This is a genomic window from Microbispora sp. KK1-11, assembly GCF_006874435.1.
In the GTDB taxonomy this organism is placed as follows: Bacteria; Actinomycetota; Actinomycetes; order Streptosporangiales; family Streptosporangiaceae; genus Microbispora; species Microbispora catharanthi.
On the sequence record NZ_VIRJ01000006.1, the window covers coordinates 249,704 to 267,215 of the forward strand.

Sequence of the window (17,512 nt, forward strand, 5' to 3'; positions counted from 1 at the left end):
CAAGACCGTTCCATCACGCTTGCTGCCGTGGATGGAAATATCAGGAAATACTTCGGCAGACTGACCGGGGGGATGGCCGCGATGGCGGCCTTCGCCCTGCTCGTCGTGGCCGCTCCCGCTTCGGCGGACACCGGGGACGAGGTCCCCGTCGGCACCCGGCTGGCCGCTCGCACCCACCCGGCCGTGCAGCTCACCAGCATCACGTACTCGGGCGAGGTCGTCGTCCCGAGCAGCCAGGCCAAGCAGGCGGCCTGGGACCAGCTGACCAACGAGGCCACCCAGGCCGTGCTCGCCGGCAAGATCCCCTCCGACGAGCGGAGCATCGCCAAGTTCTTCTTCCAGCGCGTGGCGGCCGACGTCGACCGGTACCTCCAGCCCGTCGGCCCGGAGCGCACCGTCAAGGCGCAGGTCGGCGGCATGTGCACGGGCTGGTGGGTGACCCCCGACGGCTACATGGTCACCGGCGCGCACTGCGTTCAGATGAGCGACGAGGAGCTGTCGCAGACCTTCGCGCAGCAGGCGCTGGCGAAGTTCAACAAGCAGGACGCGAAGGACATGATCAACGCCCTGCGGAACTTCGAGGCCGACAAGGAGATGATCGAGCTCGTCCAGCAGATCTACGTCACCTTCAACAGCACCCACCTGGAGATCCGCGGCCTGCAGAAGAGCCTGTCGGTCCTGCAGAGCCTGCCCGGCGGCGGCGTCGACAAGACGGCCAAGGAGGTCCCGGCCGAGCTGGTGTCGGTCGGCGAGAGCTACCCGGGCAAGGACTTCGCGCTGCTCAAGGTCAACGGCCAGCAGAACCTGCCGACCGTGCCGCTCGGCGACGACATCGACGTGCAGACCGGCGACACGCTCTACATCAGCGGCTTCCCCGGCCTGGTGACCAACACGCCGTGGTTCAGCATCGAGTCGAAGCTCGACCCCGCGCTCACCGAGGGGCCGTACAACGCCAAGCGCAGCACCCAGGAAGGCGTGCCGTACATCCAGACGCAGGCGCCCTCCTACCACGGCAACTCCGGCGGTCCCGTCTTCAGCCGTGCGGGCAAGGTCGTCGGCATGCTGATCGCCGGCACTGTCAGCGAGAACGGCGAGGCGTCGGAGAACGAGAGCTTCGTGCTCCCGGTCTCGATCATCAAGGAGAAGCTCAACGAGAAGAACGTCAAGCCCGCCGCGTCGCTGACGACGACGAAGTACAACGAGGCGCTCGACGACTTCTTCCAGCGGCACTACAAGGACGCGCTGCCGAAGTTCCGCGAGGTGCAGGCGCTGTTCCCGAGCCACCCGTACGTCGCGAAGTACATCACCGACTCCCAGCAGGCGATCTCGTCCGGCAAGGACGAGACCCCGCAGCCGGTGTGGCTGTGGATCGCCATCGGCGCCGGTGTCCTGGTCGTGGTCGGCGGCGGTCTCCTGCTGCTGGTGCTCATGCGCAGGCGCAAGAAGGCCCCCTCCTCCCCGCAGGGCCAGTCGCCCTCCCCCGCGTACGGCGGGCCCTACCCGGGGGTGAACGGCGGCGGCTATGACCGGCAGCCGGTGAACGGCCAGGTGCTGCCCGGGCTGCCTCAGGGCTGGCAGCCGCAGAGCCTGCCGCCGGCCAACGGCCACCAGCCCGGGCGGACGGCCGGAGGCTACGAGGCTCCGCGCCCGCGCGACTACGACCCCCAGCGGCCGGGCCGGGGCTACGACCCCCAGCGGCCCGACGGCGCGACGCAGTACGTGCGTCCCGCTCCCTCGCCCTATGAACAGCAACGACCGCAGGCCGCACCGGGCCAGGGCCCGGCCGACTCCAACGCCCCGGACGTCGCCGACCTGGAGCGGGAGATCGCCGAACTGCGACGCCAGTTGCAGCACCGGCCGCCGGAGGCGTGACGGGGCCCCGCCACCGGCCGCCTGACACCGCCACGGCACGCGTGGTGTCGCGCGTCCGGCCGCGTGTCCCCGCCACCGCACAGATGGCACCCCACCGCCGGCCACCTGGCGGGCACCGCCACCACATGCGTGGCAATGCCGCCGCCGGCCGCCCGTATCGGCACCTCGAACGGGCGGCCGGCGGACCCCACCCGGCCGGCGGGGGCGGGGAACGGCCGTCCGAACGCCCTGACGGCCCGGAGGGGAAGGGCCCGGGGGGAAAGGCGCCGCAGGGGAAGCACGGGGGATCCCGGCGGGCGTTCGGACGGCCTGGGTACGCTCCGGCCGGTCAGGCGCCGGCCGGAGCGAAGACGCCGAAGAGGTTGCCGGACGGGTCGTGGAGGTAGGCGAAGTCGGGGCCGCCCTCGTTGCCCACGACCTGGCTGAGCACCTTGCCGCCCAGGGCCTCCACCTTGCGGCAGGTCTCGGCCACATCCCGCACCAGCACGGTGAAGACGGCGTGGCCGGGCATGTCGCCACGGGTGCCGAACACGCCGCCGCGCATCTCCTCGTCACCGTCGTAGCTGATGAGCCGGTAGTCCATGCCCATGGCGGCCGAGTCCTCGTCGGTCCGGAACCGCCAGCCGAACAGGTCGCCGTAGAAGCGCTGGACCCCCTCGGGGTCGTCGCTCGCGATCTCGAACCAGGCGACCGTGTTGACGGCGGGGGCGGCGGGAGTGGTCATCGTCGGTCTCTTTCTCTGTTGCCTTCTGAGTGGGCGCTCGCGTTCCTGCGCGACGGCACCGGGCAGACGGCGTGACGAGCGGGGAAGGCGCTCGGTGGACCATGACCGGTCCGTCGTGTGAGTAGAGCCTCCCGCCCTCCGGCGACACCCCCCTGTCGGCGTTTCCCGGAAACTAACGAACATCTTTTCGAATCAACGGTCAGTCGAGCACCGGCGTCCGCGCGATCATGTCGGGCACGCCGGCGTCGAACGCCTCCAGGGGCCGGCCGGGCACCGGATCTTCGGTGAGGACGGCCTCGGCGATCCGGTCGAGCCGGAAGACGCGGACGGCGTCGCGCAGCCGGCACCAGGCCACCAGATACCACCACCCGCTCCGCCCGCCGACGAACGCCCCGGGCTCCACCTCCCTTGTCGTGAGCACACCCTGGGCGTCGCTGTAGTGGATGCGTAAGACGACCCCCTTGAGCAGGGCCTCCTCGATGACGCGGCCGATCGACCCGGTGTATCGGGACTCCGGCTTGTCGTCGGTGAGGATCTGCACGCGGGCGGCCAGTTGCCGGGCCCGCTCCCCCTCGGGGCCGGGCATGGCGGCGACGAGCTTGCGCAGCGCGCTGCGCGCCTCGTCGGCGAAGGGCTGCTGTTCTGTGCGGCTGAGGGCGATCGCCACCGCCACGGCCTCGGCGGGGGTGAAGTTGAGCGGGGGCAGGGACATGCTCTTGTCCAGCGCGTACCCTCCCCTGCGCCCGACCTCCGCGTAGATCGGCACGCCGGCCTGCTGCAGCGCGGAGATGTCCCGCTCGATGGTCCGCGAGCTCACCTCGAAGCGCAGGGCGAGCTCACGCGCGGACCGGCAGCGCGGGGAGATCGCCCGCAGGTCCTCGACGATCGCGTAGAGCCGGTCGGTACGGTTCACGCCGCAGAGGGTAGGCCACCCCACCGACATTTCTCGCTGACGCGTTCGACTAAACCCCATCGGCGCACGTCGAAAGGGCACCCGAGCGACGCCCGTCCGCCCGGCTCACGGATTCGCGGGTCCTCCAGGACTCCGCCGCACCCGCCCCCGGCCGTGCCGCCCGCGTTTCCGGTCGTACGCACGCCGCCGCCCGGCGCCGCGGGGCGGCGGCTCAGCCGCCGACGGCCTCGGCGAGCTCGGCCAGGCGGTCGCGCCCCGGCTCGGGGAAGCGCTCGTCCAGGACCTCGGCCCAGGAGATCCGGTCGAGCCGGAAGACGCGCACGTCGTCGCGTAACCGGCACCAGGCCACCAGATACCAGTGCCCGCCCCGGCCGCCCAGGCAGATGCTGGGCTCGACGTCCCTGACGGTGGGCACGCCCTTGCTGTTCACGTACTCCAGGCGCAGCACGTGCCGCCCGTGCAGCGCCCTGTCGATGGCGCGCTTCACGGAGTCGGGGCCCGCGAGCGCGTACCCGCCCTGGTCGAGCCGGATCGGGACACCGGCCTCCCGGAGCTTCGCGACGTCGCGCACGACGGTGCTCTTGCTGACCCCGAGGCGCGAGGCGAGCTCGCGGGCCGGCAGGCATCCGGCGGATTCCAGCTCCTTCACCAGCGCGTCGCGGCGTTTCATGATTCGACGCTACGTCGATCAGTCCGGCGAAACCCGCCCAACACACCTCACTCGGACGCCACAGCACTATCACCCCAAGTCCGCAGCAGTCCCCCAGGAGCGGGTGTTGCGGATGCGCTCGGGCGGTATCCCGCACAGGGCTGCGCGCTCGCACCCGAACCGCTGCCAGTCGAGCTGGCCGGGCGCGTGTGCGTCGGAGTCGATCGCGAACTCGCAGCCCATCTCGTACGCCAGCCGCATCAGGCGCTTGGGCGGGTCGAGCCGGTCGGGCCGGGAGTTGATCTCCACCGCGACCCCGAACCTCCGGCACGCCTCGAAGACGATCTCGGCGTCGAACTGCGACTCCGGCCGCCCCCGTCCGCGTACGACCCGGCCTGTGCAGTGACCGAGGACGTCCACGTGGGGGTCGGCCACCGCCGTGACCATCCGCCGGGTCATGTCCGCGGCGTCCATCCGCAGCAGCGAGTGGACGCTCGCCACCACGACGTCGAGCCGTTCGAGCAGCTCCGGCTCCTGGTCGAGCGAGCCGTCTGTGGTGATGTCCACCTCGATGCCGGTCAGGATCCGGAACGGCGGGCCGCCGTCCCCCCCGTACCGTTCGTTGAGTTCGGCGACCACGTCGAGCTGCCGCCGCAGCCGGTCGGCGGACAGGCCGTGCGCGACGGTCAGCCGGGGCGAGTGGTCGGTCAGCGCCAGGTACTCGTGACCGAGCGCGCGGGCGGCGTCGGCCATCTCCTCGATGGGCGATCCGCCGTCCGACCAGTCGGAGTGGCTGTGGAAGTCGCCGCGCAGCGCCGACCGCAGCGCCTGCGCGGCCTCGTCCAGGTCGACGTCCTTGGTGTCCTCGAGCCGCCGCAGGTAGGTCGGCACGGCGCCGTCCAGCGCCTCGGTGATGGCCAGGGCCGTGACCTTGCCGATGCCCCTCATGTCGGTCAGGCCGCCGGTGTGCGCGAGCCGTGCCAACTCCTCCCGGGGCATGTCCTCGATCGCGGCGGCGGCGCCCCGGAAGGCGCGCACGCGGTAGGTCGGCTCGCCGGCCCGTTCCAGCAGGAAGGCGATGCGCTTCAGCGCCTCGACGGGATCCACATCCGGCACGCTACCCGGCGTACGGCATCTCAGCCGGGCGGACATAACAGACCGATCAGGAACCCCGCGCGCGCCTGTCCCGTTCGTCCAACGAGACGATAATGTGTGCCGATCTCGACAGCAGGAGCCCGATTGGCAGAGCCCGGGGAGAGCCCCCCACCGAAGAAGACGCCACTCGACGGCTCCTCCGTGCCCACCCATCCCATGGCCATGGGCATGCCGTGGCCGAAGACGCCACCGAAGACGCCGCCGCCCGGGAGCGGTATCAAGTCCTCCACCGCGATCAAACTCGGCACCCTGGGCGTGCTGTCCGTCCTCGTCGTCGGCTTCTGCGCGGCGCAGGACGACTACGAGGAGGTCGGCGCCGACTGCGTGGACACCTCGACGCTCAACCCCGACGGGTCCTACCTGGTCGTCGACGACGACTACTGCGACGACGACGGCGGTGGCAGCAGCCACTACTACGGCTCGCACGGCGCGTACCGCTGGTACTACGGAGGCACCCGCATGGGCGGCCGGATCTACCGCGGCACGACGGTCCGGCCGGCCGACGCCCACATCACGACCCGGTCGGGGCGGGTCGTGCAGCGGGGCGGATTCGGCTTCCACTTCGGCGGCGGCGGCTGAGCGGGGCCGGCACGTGCGCAGGCTGACCTCGGCGCCCAGGGAGAACTGGGCCGCCCTCATCGAATCGCAGGGGCTCGCGTTCCACCGCTCCGCCCACCCCGAGGGCCTCACCCGGCCCTACTGGGACGAGAGCGTCCACTACGTCTTCACCATGGACGAGGTCCTCGCCCTGGAGGAGCAGGTCGAAGAGCTGCACCGGATGTGCCTGGCCGCGGCCGACCACATCGTGGCCTCCGACCGGTTCGCCGACCTCGGCATCCCGCCGCACTGCCGCGCGGCCGTCGCGGAGTCGTGGCGGCGGCGCGACCCGCACGTCTTCGGCCGGTTCGACCTGCGTTACGACGGCACGGGACCGGCCAAGCTGCTGGAGTACAACGCCGACACGCCGACCAGCCTGGTCGAGAGCTCCGTCGTGCAGTGGTTCTGGCTGAAGGACGTGTATCCCGAAGACGACCAGTGGAACTCGATCCACGAGCGCCTTGTCGACCGCTGGAAGTCCCTCACGCTCCAGACGGGCCCGGCCCACTTCGCGTGGACCAGCGCCGACGAGACGGGCGAGGAGGTGATGACCATCGGCTACCTCCAGGAGACCGCGGAGCAGGCCGGGCTCGTCACGGCGGCGATCGCCATGGAGGACATCGGCTGGGACGCGCTCAACCGCCGGTTCGTCGACATGGAGCACCGGGTCCTGCGCACGCTGTGCAAGCTGTACCCCTGGGAGTGGATCGTCGCCGAGCCGTTCGCGCCGCACGCGCTCGCGCAGCAGATCTCGATGACGTGGATCGAGCCGCTGTGGAAGATGCTGCTGTCCAACAAGGCCCTGCTGGCGATCCTGTGGGAGCTGTACCCGGACCACCCGAACCTGCTGCCCGCCTACCTCGACGGTCCCCGCGAGCTGGCCGGCGGCCCCGGATACGTGCGCAAGCCGCTGCTCGGCCGCGAGGGCGCCTCGATGCGGATCGCCGCGCCGGGCGTCGAGATGGAGACCGAGGGCGACTACGGCAGGGAGGGCTTCGTCTACCAGGAGTTCCTGCCGTTGCCGGACTTCGACGGCTGGCGTCCGGTGCTCGGGGCGTGGATGGTCGACGACGAGTCGGCCGGGCTCGGCATCCGGGAGACCTCCGGCCTCGTCACCGACGACACGTCCTCTTTCGTCCCCCATCGCATCCACGGCTGAAAGCGAAGGCCCCCCGTGAACACCACAACCTCCATCGTCGACGTGCTCACGCACGGCGCCCTGGCGATCCTCGCGTACGCCATCCTGGGCGTGCTGCTGCTCGTCGCCGGGTTCTACGTCATCGACCTGGCGACGCCCGGGCGGCTCAGCAAGATCATCCGCGCCGACCGCAATCCCAACGCCACGGTGCTGGCCGCCTCCAGCGTCGCCGGCGTCGGACTCGTCGTGGCGGCCTCCATCTGGTCGTCCGGCGGCGCGCTGCGCGAGGGCCTGCTCGCGACGCTCGTGTTCGGCCTGGTGGGCATCGCCGTGCAGACCATCGGCATGGTGGCCTTCGACAAGGTCGCCGGCATCTCGGTGCGTGAGCTGGTCCGGGAGGCCACGCTGCAGCCCGCCGCCGTCCTCCTCGGCGTGACCCACTTCTTCATCGGCCTCATCACGGCCGTCGCCGTCATCTGAGGCGCCAACACCAGGGGCGACCCCCGGACGGACCCCCGCAAGGGCCGGTCAGACGATCCTCGCTTCGCTGCGGGTCATCCGACCCGTCCACACCGGGGGACGACCCCCGGACCCCCGCAAGGGCCGGTCAGACGATCCTCGCTTCGCTGCGGGTCATCCGACCCGTCCACACCGGGGGACGACCCCCGGACCCCCGCAAGGGCCGGTCAGACGATCCTCGCTTCGCTGCGGGTCATCCGACCCGCCAACAGTCCCGCGCCAGTGAAAGATTCATGGGCGCGTGTGAGGAGGCCCAGGTGGGAGCGTCGGGCGTCCCATCGTGGAGTTTCCGGGGATACGCCCGTATAGACCGTTCCCGCCCGGAGGGCCTACTCTCCTCCTCGTGATCACGGGGACCGCGACGTCCGGGCAACCGGCGGAGGAGCCGCCCCGGAAAGGCAGCGACCCCGACGACACCCTGGAGGCAGCCGCCGTGGACGGAACGGCCGTCGCGGAGCCAGGAGACACCGCAGGCACCCGGGCAGCCGGCGAGGCGGAACCCGGAGACACCGCCGGCGCCACGGCCGCCGTCGAACCGGAGGATCGGCCGGGCGGCGCGGCGGCTCCGCACCCCGTCTCGCGGTTCCTGAGGTCCAACCGGCACCTGATCGCGGTGTCCGTGCTCTGCGCGCTGTCGTCGGCCCTGAACTGGACCCTCTCGCTGCTCAGGTTCGCCCACTTCCAGGTGGCCACCTACGACCTGGTCATCTTCGACCAGGCGGTGCGGGGATACTCGCACTTCTCGGCGCCCACGGTGCCGCTGCGCGGGGTCACCGGCGGCCTCGGCATGGACTACATCCAGCTCGCCGACCACTTCTCGCCGATCCTGGCCGTGCTGGCGCCCCTCTACTGGCTGCACAACGGGCCCGAGACGCTGCTCGTGGCACAGGCCGTGCTGTTCGCGCTGGCCATCCCGTTCGTGTGGATGTTCACCCGCCGCGTGCTGGGCACCCCGCACGCCTACCTCGTCTCCGTGGCGTACGCCATCTCCTGGCCGATCGCGCAGGCGACGGCGGTGGAGTTCCACGAGGTGGCCTTCGTGCCGCTGCTGAGCGCCATCGCCATCGAGCGGCTGCACGCCGGGCGGCGGCTGCCCGGCCTGCTCGCGGTGCTCGGCCTGCTGCTCACCAAGGAGGACCTGGGCCTCATGGTGGCGGGCATCGGCGTCTGGCTGTTCTTCATGGGGCAGCGCAGGCTCGGCTCCGGGCTGGTGTTCACCGGGGTGGCCGTGTTCGAGGTGGTGCGCAAGTTCGTGATCCCCCTGGCGGGCGGCAACCCGGCCTACTACACGCGCTACTCCAAGCTCGGCGAGGACCTGCCGCAGATGCTGTGGAGCGCCGTCACCCGGCCGCACGAGTTCGTCGCCATGCTCTTCGACGACCACTCGAAGTGGGACACCTGGGGCCTGCTGCTGTGGCCGGCGCTGTTCCTGTGCCTGCTGTCCCCGCTGGTCCTGGCGGCGCTGCCGCTGATCCTGGAGCGGTTGCTGGCCGACTCGGACAACTGGTGGTCGACCGGCTGGCACTATGACGCGTTCGTGGTGGTGATCCTGCTGATGGCCGGGGTGGACGGCGCGGCCCGGCTCATCCGGTGGCTGGAGCGGCGCGGGGTGCCGCGCCCCGGGCACGGCCTGCGGCTGGCCTACGCCGCCGCGGTCTTCGCGGTCGCGGTCACCACGGTCCCCTACCGGCCGTTCGACAACCTGATGAGCCCGGACTTCTACCACCCCGATCCGCGTACGGAGGCCAGGGAGCAGGCCATGAGCCTGGTTCCCGACGGCGTGGTGGTGGAGGCGACGGACGACTTCGGCGCGCGGCTGTCCGGCCGGACGACCGTGCTGTGGTGGGACTACCAGAAGCGCGGCACGCCCTGGATCGTGGCCTCGGTCAACAACGACCTGCGCGGCGTGGTGAACAGCTATCTGACCGAGGGCTACGAGCTGCGCCTCGACCGGGACGACATCGTCGTCCTGCACCGCATCGGCTCCTGAGGCCGCGGGCCGCCGTTCCTACCTGCGGCGACACCCTCCACACCCCCGTACGGCACGATCACCGGGATGACCTGGCACGCTAGAGGGCGTGAGCGAGCGGGGCGCGTGGAACGGCGGACAGGTGCGTACGGACGGGCAGAGCGACGACGTGGTCCGGATGGCCGGAGACGATGTGCCGATGAGCGACAAGATCCGGGAGGACACGGCGCGGCGGCTCGACCGTGCCATGGGCAGCCTCGGGACGGCCGCGATGGCCCGGATGGAGGAGCGGCTGGCCTGGTATCGCGCGCTGTCGGCGGAGGACAGGTCGTGGGTCGGCCTGGTGGCGCAGGCCGGAATCGCGGCGTTCGTGGAGTGGTTCGGCCACGCGGGCGAGGGGCGGCCGACGCCGAGCATCGAGTTCTTCGGCACCGCGCCGCGCGAACTCAAGCGCAGCGTGTCTCTCCAGCAGACGGTCGACCTCGTCCGCATCGTCGTCGAGGTCGTCGAGGCCCAGGTCGAGGAGCTGGCCGCGCCCGGAGGCGCGGAGCTGCTGCGGCACGCGATGCTGCGCTACACGCGCGACGTCGCCTTCGCCGCCGCCCAGGTGTACGCCAGGGAGGCCGAGGCGCGCGGCTCGTGGGACGCGCGGCTTGAGGCGCTGATCGTGGACGCGCTGGTGCGCGGCCAGGTCGACGACGGGCTGCACTCGTGGGCTGCCGCGCTCGGCTGGACCTCCGCGCCCGTCGTCGTCTTCGCGGGATACGCCCCCGACGAGGATCCGCAGAGCGTCATCGACGGGCTGCGCGACAAGGGACGGCGCCTCGGCCACGAGCTGCTCGCCGGGGTGCAGGGCGACCGGCTCATCGTCATCGTGGGCGGCGCGGACGGCGTCAAGGACGCGGCGCGCGGCGTGGTGGCGCGCTTCGGTCCCGGGCCCGTCGTGATCGGGCCGGAGGTGCCCGACCTGCACGCGGCGGCCAGCTCGGCCCGCGCCGCCATCGCCGGCCTGCGCGCCGCCGCCGGCTGGCCCGACGCCCCGCGCCCGGTCCTCGCCGAGGACCTGCTCGCCGAGCGCGCGCTGGACGGCGACGAGGACGCCCGCGCCCAGCTGGTGGAGAACGTCTACAAGCCGCTCGCCGGGACCCCGCTGCTCGACACGCTCGCGACGTACCTGGAGCAGGGGACCTCCCTTGAGGCGACGGCCCGGCTGCTGTTCGTCCATCCCAACACCGTGCGGTACCGTCTACGTAAGATCACGGAACTGACCGGGTACCAGCCCACGGAGGGGCGGTCCGCATTCACCCTCCAGGTGGGGCTCATACTCGGGCGCCTGTCCGTAACCTGAGCCGGGTGCCTTAATCTCTTCGACACCGAAACTGTAGGTACCCCACAACGCGGCGGCCACAAAGTTCGTTCGGATCTCCATCAGTGTGGTGAACCTCTACAGGGCAGGGTTGAGTACGTGCTCGTCATCGTCGCTCCGGGCCAAGGCGCCCAAACCCCAGGATTCCTCAGTCCGTGGCTCGAGATACCCGAGTTCCGCGAGCGGATCTCCGCGTGGTCGGAGATCGTGGAGCTCGATCTCGTGACGTACGGGACGACCGCCGGCGCCGACGAGATCCGCGACACCGCCGTGGCCCAGCCCCTGCTCGTGGCGGCCGCCCTGGCGTCGTTCGAGACGCTCGGGGTGCGGCCGGACATGGTCGCGGGGCATAGCGTGGGCGAGCTCGCCGCCGCCGCGATGGCCGGGGTGCTGACCCCCGAGCAGGCCCTCGCCCTGGTGCGCGAGCGCGGCCGGGCGATGGCCAAGGCCGCCGCCGTCACCGAGACCGGCATGAGCGCGGTGCTCGGCGGCGCGGAGGACGACGTCCTCGCCGCGATCTCCAAGCACGGGCTGACCCCCGCCAACATGAACGGCGCGGGCCAGATCGTCGCGGGCGGCACGCGGGCGCAGCTGGAGGCCTTCGCGGCCGAGCCGCCGGAGAAGGCGCGGGTGCGCCCCCTGGCGGTCGCCGGAGCCTTCCACACCGTCCACATGGCCCCCGCCGTCGACTATCTGCGCGCCGAGGCCGCGGCCCTCACCCCCGCGGACCCGTCGGTCGCGCTGCTGTCCAACTCCGACGGCGCGGCCGTCGGCGGCGGAGACGAGTTCCTCGACCGGCTGGTCAATCAGGTGGCCAACCCGGTCCGGTGGGACGCCTGCATGGCGACGATGGCCGAGCGCGGCGTCACCGCCATGATCGAACTGCTGCCCGGCGGCACGCTGACGGGCCTGGCCCGTCGGGCCCTGCCCGGGGTGAAGACGGTGGCGCTCAAGACCCCTGACGACCTGGACACCGCCCGGGAGGTGCTGAAGTGAGGCTCGGCCAAGGCGCCCCTGCGGCGAGGATCCTCGCGTTCGGCGGCTACCAGCCCGCCCAGGTCGTCACCAACGACGACCTCGCCGCCCGGCTCGACACCAACGACGAGTGGATCCAGAGCCGCGTCGGCATCAAGGAACGCCGCGTGGCGGGCCCGCAGGAGTCGGAGATCGACCTCGCCGTGCAGGCGGGCGGCAAGGCCCTGGCGGCCAGCGGCCTGTCGAGCGACGACATCGACCTGGTGATCGTGGCCACCTGCACGATCGAGGCTCCCATCCCCAACGCCGCCGGCCGCGTCGCCCACCGGCTCGGCATCACCGCCCCCGGCGCCTATGACCTCAACGCCGCGTGCGCGGGGTTCTGCTACGCGCTGGCCGCCGCGTCCGACGCGGTGCGGTCGGGCTCGGCGACCAACGTGCTGGTCGTCGGCAGCGAGAAGCTCAGCCAGTGGGTCGACGGCGAAGACCGGTCGACGGTGGTGATCTTCGCCGACGGCGCGGGCGCCGCGGTCGTGGGCCCCTCCGACCGGCCGGGCATCGGCCCGGTGGCCTGGGGCAGCGCCGGCGACAAGGCCGAGGCGATCATGATCAAGGACCGCCGGTCCTTCCTCCACCAGGAAGGCCAGACGGTGTTCCGCTGGGCCACCACCGCGCTTCACCCGGTGGCCAAGCTCGCCTGCGAGCGTGCGGGCGTGGACCCCGCCGACCTGGCCGCCTTCGTCCCCCACCAGGCGAACCTGCGGATCGTCGAGGCCATCGCGCGCAAGCTGGGCGCCGACAACGCCGTCGTCGCCAGGGACATCGTGCTCGCCGGCAACACCTCCGCCGCGTCGATCCCGCTCGCGCTCTCGCGCATGATCGAGCGCGGCGAGGTCCAGTCGGGCGGCCTGGCCCTGCTGCTGGGCTTCGGCGCCGGCCTCACCTACGCCTCCCAGGTGATCGAGATCCCCTGAGGAACTTGTACGGCCTGCCGTACAGAGCTGGGGCAACCCAGGAAACCCGGAAGACAGTAAATCCAAGGAGTAGTCGCGACATGGCACTGACCGAGCAGGAGATCCTCGCGGGCCTCGGCAAGATCATCAACGAGATCACCGGCATTTCGGCCGACGAGGTCACCCCGGAGAAGAGCTTCGTGGACGACCTGGACATCGACTCGCTCTCCATGGTCGAGATCGCCGTCGCGGCCCAGGACGAGTTCGGCGTCGAGATCCCCGACGACCAGCTCAAGCACCTGAAGACCGTCAAGGACGTCATCAACTTCATCCAGGCCTGACCTCCGCCGCACGACGGCCGCGCGGACGTGCCCGCCTCGCCTCCGGCGAGGCGACAGGGCGCGTCCGGCCCCCTTTCACGCCCCGATACCAAGAGGAGTGCAGACAAGTGAGTAAGGACCGGGTACGTGTCGTAGTCACCGGGCTCGGCGCGACGACGCCCCTCGGTGGAGACGTCGCATCGACCTGGTCGGCGCTCCTCGAGGGGCGGTCGGGCATCCGCACGCTCACCGAGGACTGGGTCGACACCGTGCCGGTGAAGTTCGCCGGTGTGGCGGCCGTCGACCCCGGCGAGGTGCTACCCCGGCCCGAGGCCAGGAGGCTCGACCGCGCCGAGCAGTTCGCCCTGATCGCCGCCAGGCAGGCCTGGCAGGACGCGGGCGCCCCCGAGGTGGACGGGGACCGTCTGGGCGTGGTGGTCGGCAGCGGCATCGGCGGCATCGGAACGATCCTGTCCGCCTACGACCTCTACCGTGAGAAGGGCTGGAACCGGCTGTCGCCGTTCACCGTGCCCATGCTCATGCCCAACGGCTCGGCCGGTTGGATCAGCATCGAGCTGGGCGCCAAGGCCGGCGCGCACGCCACGGTCAGCGCCTGCGCCACCGGCGCCGAGTCCATCGGCTACGGCATCGACATGATCCGCTCCGGCCGGGCCGACATGGTGGTCGCCGGCGGCACCGAGGCGGCGATCCACGGTCTGAACGTGGCGTCGTTCGCCGCGGCGCGGGCCATGTCGACCCGCAACGACGAGCCTGAGCGCGCCTCCCGCCCGTTCGACAAGGGCCGCGACGGCTTCGTGCTCGGCGAGGGCGCGGGCATCGTGGTGCTGGAGTCGGAGGAGCACGCCCTGGCTCGCGGCGCCCGCATCTACGCCGTGGCCGCAGGAGCCGGTTACACCAGCGACGCCTACCACATCACCGGGCTGGACCCGGACGGCAAGGGCGGCACGGAGGCCATGCTCCGGGCCCTCAAGAACGCGGACCTCGCCCCGTCGGACGTCGTCCACGTCAACGCCCACGCCACGTCGACCCCGCTCGGCGACGAGATCGAGGCCCGTGCGATCAAGGAGGCCATCGGCGACCACGCGATCGTCACCGCCACCAAGTCGATGACCGGCCACCTCCTCGGCGGCGCCGGCGGCATCGAGTCGATCTTCACGATTCTCGCCCTGCACGAGCGGATCGTGCCGGCCATCGCGAACCTGGACGACCCGGCCGACGGCATCGAAGTCGACCTCGTACGCGGCGAACCCCGCAAGCTCGAGGGCGACCAGCTCGCCGCGATCAACAACTCCTTCGGGTTCGGCGGACACAACGTCGCCGTGGCCTTCACGACGTTTTGACAAGGGAGTCTCGAATGACAGTGCTGGACAGCAGAACGGTGGCCGACGCCGCCGACGCGGCCGCCGTCGACGCCCGTGACCCCCTGGTGCGCCTCGGCCACCTGCTGGACGAGGGCTCGATCCGGCCCATCACCCCCGAGGACAAGAGCGGCGTGCGGGCGGTGACCGGGCGCATCGAGGGCGTACCGGTCGTGGCGTTCTGCAGCGACGCCCGGGTCCAGGGCGGTGCGATGGGCTCGGAGGGCTGTGAGCACATCGTCCACGCCTACGACGTGGCCGTTCGCGAGCGGGTGCCCATCATCGGCGTGTGGCACTCCGGCGGCGCCCGGCTCGCCGAGGGCGCGGAGTCCCTGCACGCGGTCGGCCGGGTGTTCGCCGCCATGACCAAGGCGTCGGGCCTGGTCCCCCAGATCTCCGTCGTGGTCGGCCCGGTGGCCGGCGGCGGCGCCTACGGCCCCGCCCTGACCGACATCGTGATCCTCGCCGACAACGGCCGCATCTTCGTCACCGGGCCCGACGTCGTGCGCAGCGTGACCGGCGAGCAGACCGACATGGCCTCGCTCGGCGGACCGGAGCCGCACAGCAAGCGCAGCGGCGTCGTCCACGTCGTCGCCAAGAGCGAAGGTGAGGCCCTGCTCAGGGCCCGCCAGCTCGCCTGCCTGCTCGGCCACCAGGGCCGGATGCGCGAGGTGGACGAGGTCGACTTCAGCAGCCTGCTCCCCGAGAACCCGCGCCGCGCGTACGACGTGCACCCACTGGTGAACGGGCTGCTCGACGAGCCCGGTGTGGAGTTGCACCCCAAGTGGGCGCCGAACATCGTCACCACCCTGGGCCGGCTCGGTGGCCGCACGGTCGGCGTCATCGCCAACAACCCCATGCGGCTCGGCGGCTGCCTCGACTCCACCTCCGCGGAGAAGGCCGCCCGGTTCGTCCGGATGTGCGATGCCTTCGGGGTGCCGCTGGTGGTGCTCGTGGACGTGCCGGGCTACCTCCCCGGGGTCGGCCAGGAGCACGATGGCATCGTCCGGCGCGGCGCGAAGCTGCTGCACGCGTTCGCCGAGGCCTCGGTGCCCCGCGTCACGCTGATCACCCGTAAGGCGTTCGGCGGCGCCTACATCGCGATGAACTCCCGCGCACTGGGCGCGACCCGCGTGTTCGCCTGGCCGACCGCCGAGGTGGCCGTCATGGGTGCGGTCGCGGCCGTCCGCGTCCTCAAGCGGCGCGAGCTCGCCGCCGCCCCGGAGGAGGAGCGCTCCGCGCTCGAGGCCCGGCTGGCCGAGGAGCACGAGAAGACGGCGGGCGGCCTCCAGCGCGCCCTCGACCTCGGCGTGATCGACGAGGTGATCGAGCCGGCCAAGACGCGCGGCATGATCGCCCGGGTGCTCGCCCAGGCCACCCCGGCCCGCGGCGCCCACGGCAACATCCCGCTCTGACGACGTACCGGAAGCGCCGGTCCCCGCATCCGGGGACCGGCGCTTCCGCGTTCTCCGGGACCGGACGTTCAGCTACTTGACGCTAGGCGACAAGTACTTGATGCTTGTCGTCAAGTAGAAGGGAGGCGGGCATGGACGAGCGCCGCGAACTTGCCGAGGACCTGTGCCGGGTCGTCGGCGGCAGGGTGCTCGACGCGCTGGAGATCCTCTTCGAGCCGGGCGAGCTGTCCGGCGAGGACACGCGACTGCGCGAGCTTCTGGCGGTGAAGAGCCGGGCCTGGGCCGACGTGCTGTGCGGCGAGGACGACCGCGCGGCCGCCTTCCTCGCGATCCGGCTGGTGAGCGCGCTGTATCCGGGCGACGCGCCGTTCGACCCGCCCGCCGCCTGGTGGGGCACGCCACTGGGCCGGGCGGTCGCCCGGCGCGCGGGGCACCCGGCCGCGACCGCGGTGCCGGTCTCGGTGGCGGCGGCGATGCTCGGCATCACCCGTCAGGGGGTGCACGACCTGGTGCGCCGGCACAAGCTCGACCGCGATCCCGAGGGTGCGATCACCACGGCGTCGATCCAGGCCCGCCTCTCCCGTAGCCGCGGCGACCAGGCCGCGGCCGGCATGAGGAGGCCCGAATGACCGTAACGACCGGCGACGTCCTGCGGCTGGCGGACGGCCTGGCCGTACGGCGGCTGGGATACGGCGCGATGCGGCTGCCGGGTCCGGGCGTGTGGGGCCCGCCGCGGGACCACGCCACCGCACTCGCCGTGCTGCGCCGGGCCGTGGAACTCGGCGTCACCCACATCGACACCAGCGACTTCTACGGCCCGCACGTCGCCAACGACCTGATCAGACAGGCCCTGCACCCCTATCCGGACGACCTGGTCGTCGCCACCAAGGTCGGCGTGGTCCGCGACGAGTGGCGCGGGTTCGAGGCCGCCGCGGAGCCCGAGCGGCTGCGCGAGCAGGTCGAGGAGAACCTGGTCCGGCTCGGCCGGGCCCGGCTCGATCTCGTCTATCTGCGTGTGGGCGGCGACGGACTGCTGTTCCCCGGCGAGGCGCCCTTCGCCGAGTCCTTCGGGGCGCTGGCCGAGCTGCACCGACGCGGGTTGATCCGGGCGCTCGGACTCAGCGGCGTGACGACGGGGCAACTGGCCGAGGCGCGTGCGATCGCGCCCGTGGCGGCGGTGCAGAACCGGCTCCACCTGTTCGACCGGTCGGGCGCGGACGTCCTGGCCGCGTGCGAGGCCGCCGGCATCGCGTTCACCGCCTACTTCCCGCTCGCCGCCGGCTTGCTCCGGCCCGACGTGGATCTGTCGCAGGCCCCGCCCGGCATGGCCCCCTCGGCCGAGCGGCTGGCCGTGCTCGACGAGGTCGCCGGACGGTGCGGCGCGACCCGCGCCCAGGTGGCGCTCGCCTGGCTGCTCGGCCGTTCCCCGGTCACCCTGGCCATTCCCGGCACCTCCTCGCTCGCTCACCTGGAGGAGAACATGGCCGCGGCCCGGCTCCGCCTGCCCCCCGAGGACATCGCCCTGCTGGACGGGCTGGCCTGAGGCGTCACCCGCCCGGCCTCCCCAG

At 71.9% G+C, this 17,512-nt stretch carries 17 protein-coding genes; 13 read left to right on the plus strand and 4 right to left on the minus strand.

Features of this window, described 5'->3' with window-relative positions:
* Window positions 1-27 precede the first annotated feature (27 nt).
* Window positions 28-1,872, plus strand: a complete 1,845-nt coding sequence (locus FLW16_RS12090; protein ID WP_260615183.1) for a trypsin-like peptidase domain-containing protein — start codon at window positions 28-30, stop codon at window positions 1,870-1,872.
* A 328-nt stretch (window positions 1,873-2,200) separates the two neighbouring features.
* On the opposite strand, the gene FLW16_RS12095 is transcribed toward FLW16_RS12090, so the two are convergent.
* The 4 genes from FLW16_RS12095 to FLW16_RS12110 form a co-directional block, all read right to left on the minus strand.
* Window positions 2,201-2,596 carry a VOC family protein gene (locus FLW16_RS12095; RefSeq protein ID WP_142560085.1) on the minus strand — a complete coding sequence of 132 codons (396 nt, stop codon included), beginning with the start codon at window positions 2,594-2,596 and terminating at the stop codon, window positions 2,201-2,203.
* 199 nt (window positions 2,597-2,795) lie between these two features.
* Window positions 2,796-3,509, minus strand: coding sequence for a YafY family protein (locus tag FLW16_RS12100; RefSeq protein ID WP_139576415.1), 714 nt, complete (start codon window positions 3,507-3,509; stop codon window positions 2,796-2,798).
* Window positions 3,510-3,720: 211 nt separating this feature from the next.
* The gene (locus FLW16_RS12105; RefSeq protein ID WP_142560086.1) at window positions 3,721-4,179 is read right to left on the minus strand and encodes a YafY family protein; all 459 of its coding nucleotides are present in this window, start codon (window positions 4,177-4,179) and stop codon (window positions 3,721-3,723) included.
* Window positions 4,180-4,248: 69 nt separating this feature from the next.
* Window positions 4,249-5,265, minus strand: coding sequence for a PHP domain-containing protein (locus FLW16_RS12110; RefSeq protein ID WP_185949377.1), 1,017 nt, complete (start codon window positions 5,263-5,265; stop codon window positions 4,249-4,251).
* A 132-nt stretch (window positions 5,266-5,397) separates the two neighbouring features.
* Between FLW16_RS12110 and FLW16_RS44450 the strand changes: the two genes are divergently transcribed.
* From FLW16_RS44450 to FLW16_RS12165, 12 genes are all read left to right on the plus strand, one after another.
* Window positions 5,398-5,892, plus strand: a complete 495-nt coding sequence (locus FLW16_RS44450) for a hypothetical protein (RefSeq protein WP_260615184.1) — start codon at window positions 5,398-5,400, stop codon at window positions 5,890-5,892.
* Between the two features lie 13 nt (window positions 5,893-5,905).
* Window positions 5,906-7,069 (plus strand): glutathionylspermidine synthase family protein, encoded by a 1,164-nt coding sequence (locus FLW16_RS44455; RefSeq protein ID WP_221891030.1) that lies wholly within the window; start codon window positions 5,906-5,908, stop codon window positions 7,067-7,069.
* Between the two features lie 15 nt (window positions 7,070-7,084).
* A complete protein-coding gene (locus tag FLW16_RS12120; protein ID WP_142560089.1) occupies window positions 7,085-7,528 on the plus strand; it encodes a DUF350 domain-containing protein in 444 nt (147 codons plus the stop codon).
* 382 nt (window positions 7,529-7,910) lie between these two features.
* Window positions 7,911-9,557, plus strand: coding sequence for a DUF2079 domain-containing protein (locus FLW16_RS12125; RefSeq protein WP_142560090.1), 1,647 nt, complete (start codon window positions 7,911-7,913; stop codon window positions 9,555-9,557).
* A gap of 157 nt (window positions 9,558-9,714) precedes the next feature.
* A complete protein-coding gene (locus FLW16_RS12130) occupies window positions 9,715-10,884 on the plus strand; it encodes a CdaR family transcriptional regulator (protein WP_260615198.1) in 1,170 nt (389 codons plus the stop codon).
* Window positions 10,885-11,001: 117 nt separating this feature from the next.
* Window positions 11,002-11,898, plus strand: coding sequence for an ACP S-malonyltransferase (locus tag FLW16_RS12135; protein ID WP_142560091.1), 897 nt, complete (start codon window positions 11,002-11,004; stop codon window positions 11,896-11,898).
* Window positions 11,895-12,851, plus strand: coding sequence for a beta-ketoacyl-ACP synthase III (locus tag FLW16_RS12140; RefSeq protein WP_142560092.1), 957 nt, complete (start codon window positions 11,895-11,897; stop codon window positions 12,849-12,851). The genes FLW16_RS12135 and FLW16_RS12140 overlap by 4 nt, the downstream gene beginning before the upstream one ends.
* Before the next feature lie 80 nt (window positions 12,852-12,931).
* Entirely contained in the window at window positions 12,932-13,171 is a 240-nt protein-coding gene (locus FLW16_RS12145; protein ID WP_079320816.1) for an acyl carrier protein, read from the plus strand.
* A 107-nt stretch (window positions 13,172-13,278) separates the two neighbouring features.
* Window positions 13,279-14,511, plus strand: a complete 1,233-nt coding sequence (gene fabF / locus FLW16_RS12150) for a beta-ketoacyl-ACP synthase II (protein ID WP_142560093.1) — start codon at window positions 13,279-13,281, stop codon at window positions 14,509-14,511.
* Window positions 14,512-14,525: 14 nt separating this feature from the next.
* Window positions 14,526-15,944, plus strand: a complete 1,419-nt coding sequence (locus FLW16_RS12155; protein ID WP_142560094.1) for an acyl-CoA carboxylase subunit beta — start codon at window positions 14,526-14,528, stop codon at window positions 15,942-15,944.
* A gap of 131 nt (window positions 15,945-16,075) precedes the next feature.
* Window positions 16,076-16,573: a hypothetical protein gene (locus FLW16_RS12160; RefSeq protein ID WP_142560095.1), complete on the plus strand. Its 498-nt coding sequence runs from the start codon at window positions 16,076-16,078 to the stop codon at window positions 16,571-16,573.
* The gene (locus tag FLW16_RS12165; RefSeq protein ID WP_142560096.1) at window positions 16,570-17,487 is read left to right on the plus strand and encodes an oxidoreductase; all 918 of its coding nucleotides are present in this window, start codon (window positions 16,570-16,572) and stop codon (window positions 17,485-17,487) included. The genes FLW16_RS12160 and FLW16_RS12165 overlap by 4 nt, the downstream gene beginning before the upstream one ends.
* The last annotated feature ends 25 nt before the right edge of the window (window positions 17,488-17,512 follow it).

What these genes read in the sequence shown, in the direction of transcription:
- FLW16_RS12095 (WP_142560085.1), bottom strand. Translation starts at nt 2,596, where the DNA reads ATGACCACTCCCGCCGCCCCCGCCGTCAACACGGTCGCCTGGTTCGAG.
- FLW16_RS12165 (WP_142560096.1), top strand. Translation starts at nt 16,570, where the DNA reads ATGACCGTAACGACCGGCGACGTCCTGCGGCTGGCGGACGGCCTGGCC.
- FLW16_RS12130 (WP_260615198.1), top strand. Translation starts at nt 9,715, where the DNA reads ATGGCCGGAGACGATGTGCCGATGAGCGACAAGATCCGGGAGGACACG.
- FLW16_RS12105 (WP_142560086.1), bottom strand. Translation starts at nt 4,179, where the DNA reads ATGAAACGCCGCGACGCGCTGGTGAAGGAGCTGGAATCCGCCGGATGC.
- FLW16_RS12160 (WP_142560095.1), top strand. Translation starts at nt 16,076, where the DNA reads ATGGACGAGCGCCGCGAACTTGCCGAGGACCTGTGCCGGGTCGTCGGC.
- FLW16_RS12145 (WP_079320816.1), top strand. Translation starts at nt 12,932, where the DNA reads ATGGCACTGACCGAGCAGGAGATCCTCGCGGGCCTCGGCAAGATCATC.
- FLW16_RS12155 (WP_142560094.1), top strand. Translation starts at nt 14,526, where the DNA reads ATGACAGTGCTGGACAGCAGAACGGTGGCCGACGCCGCCGACGCGGCC.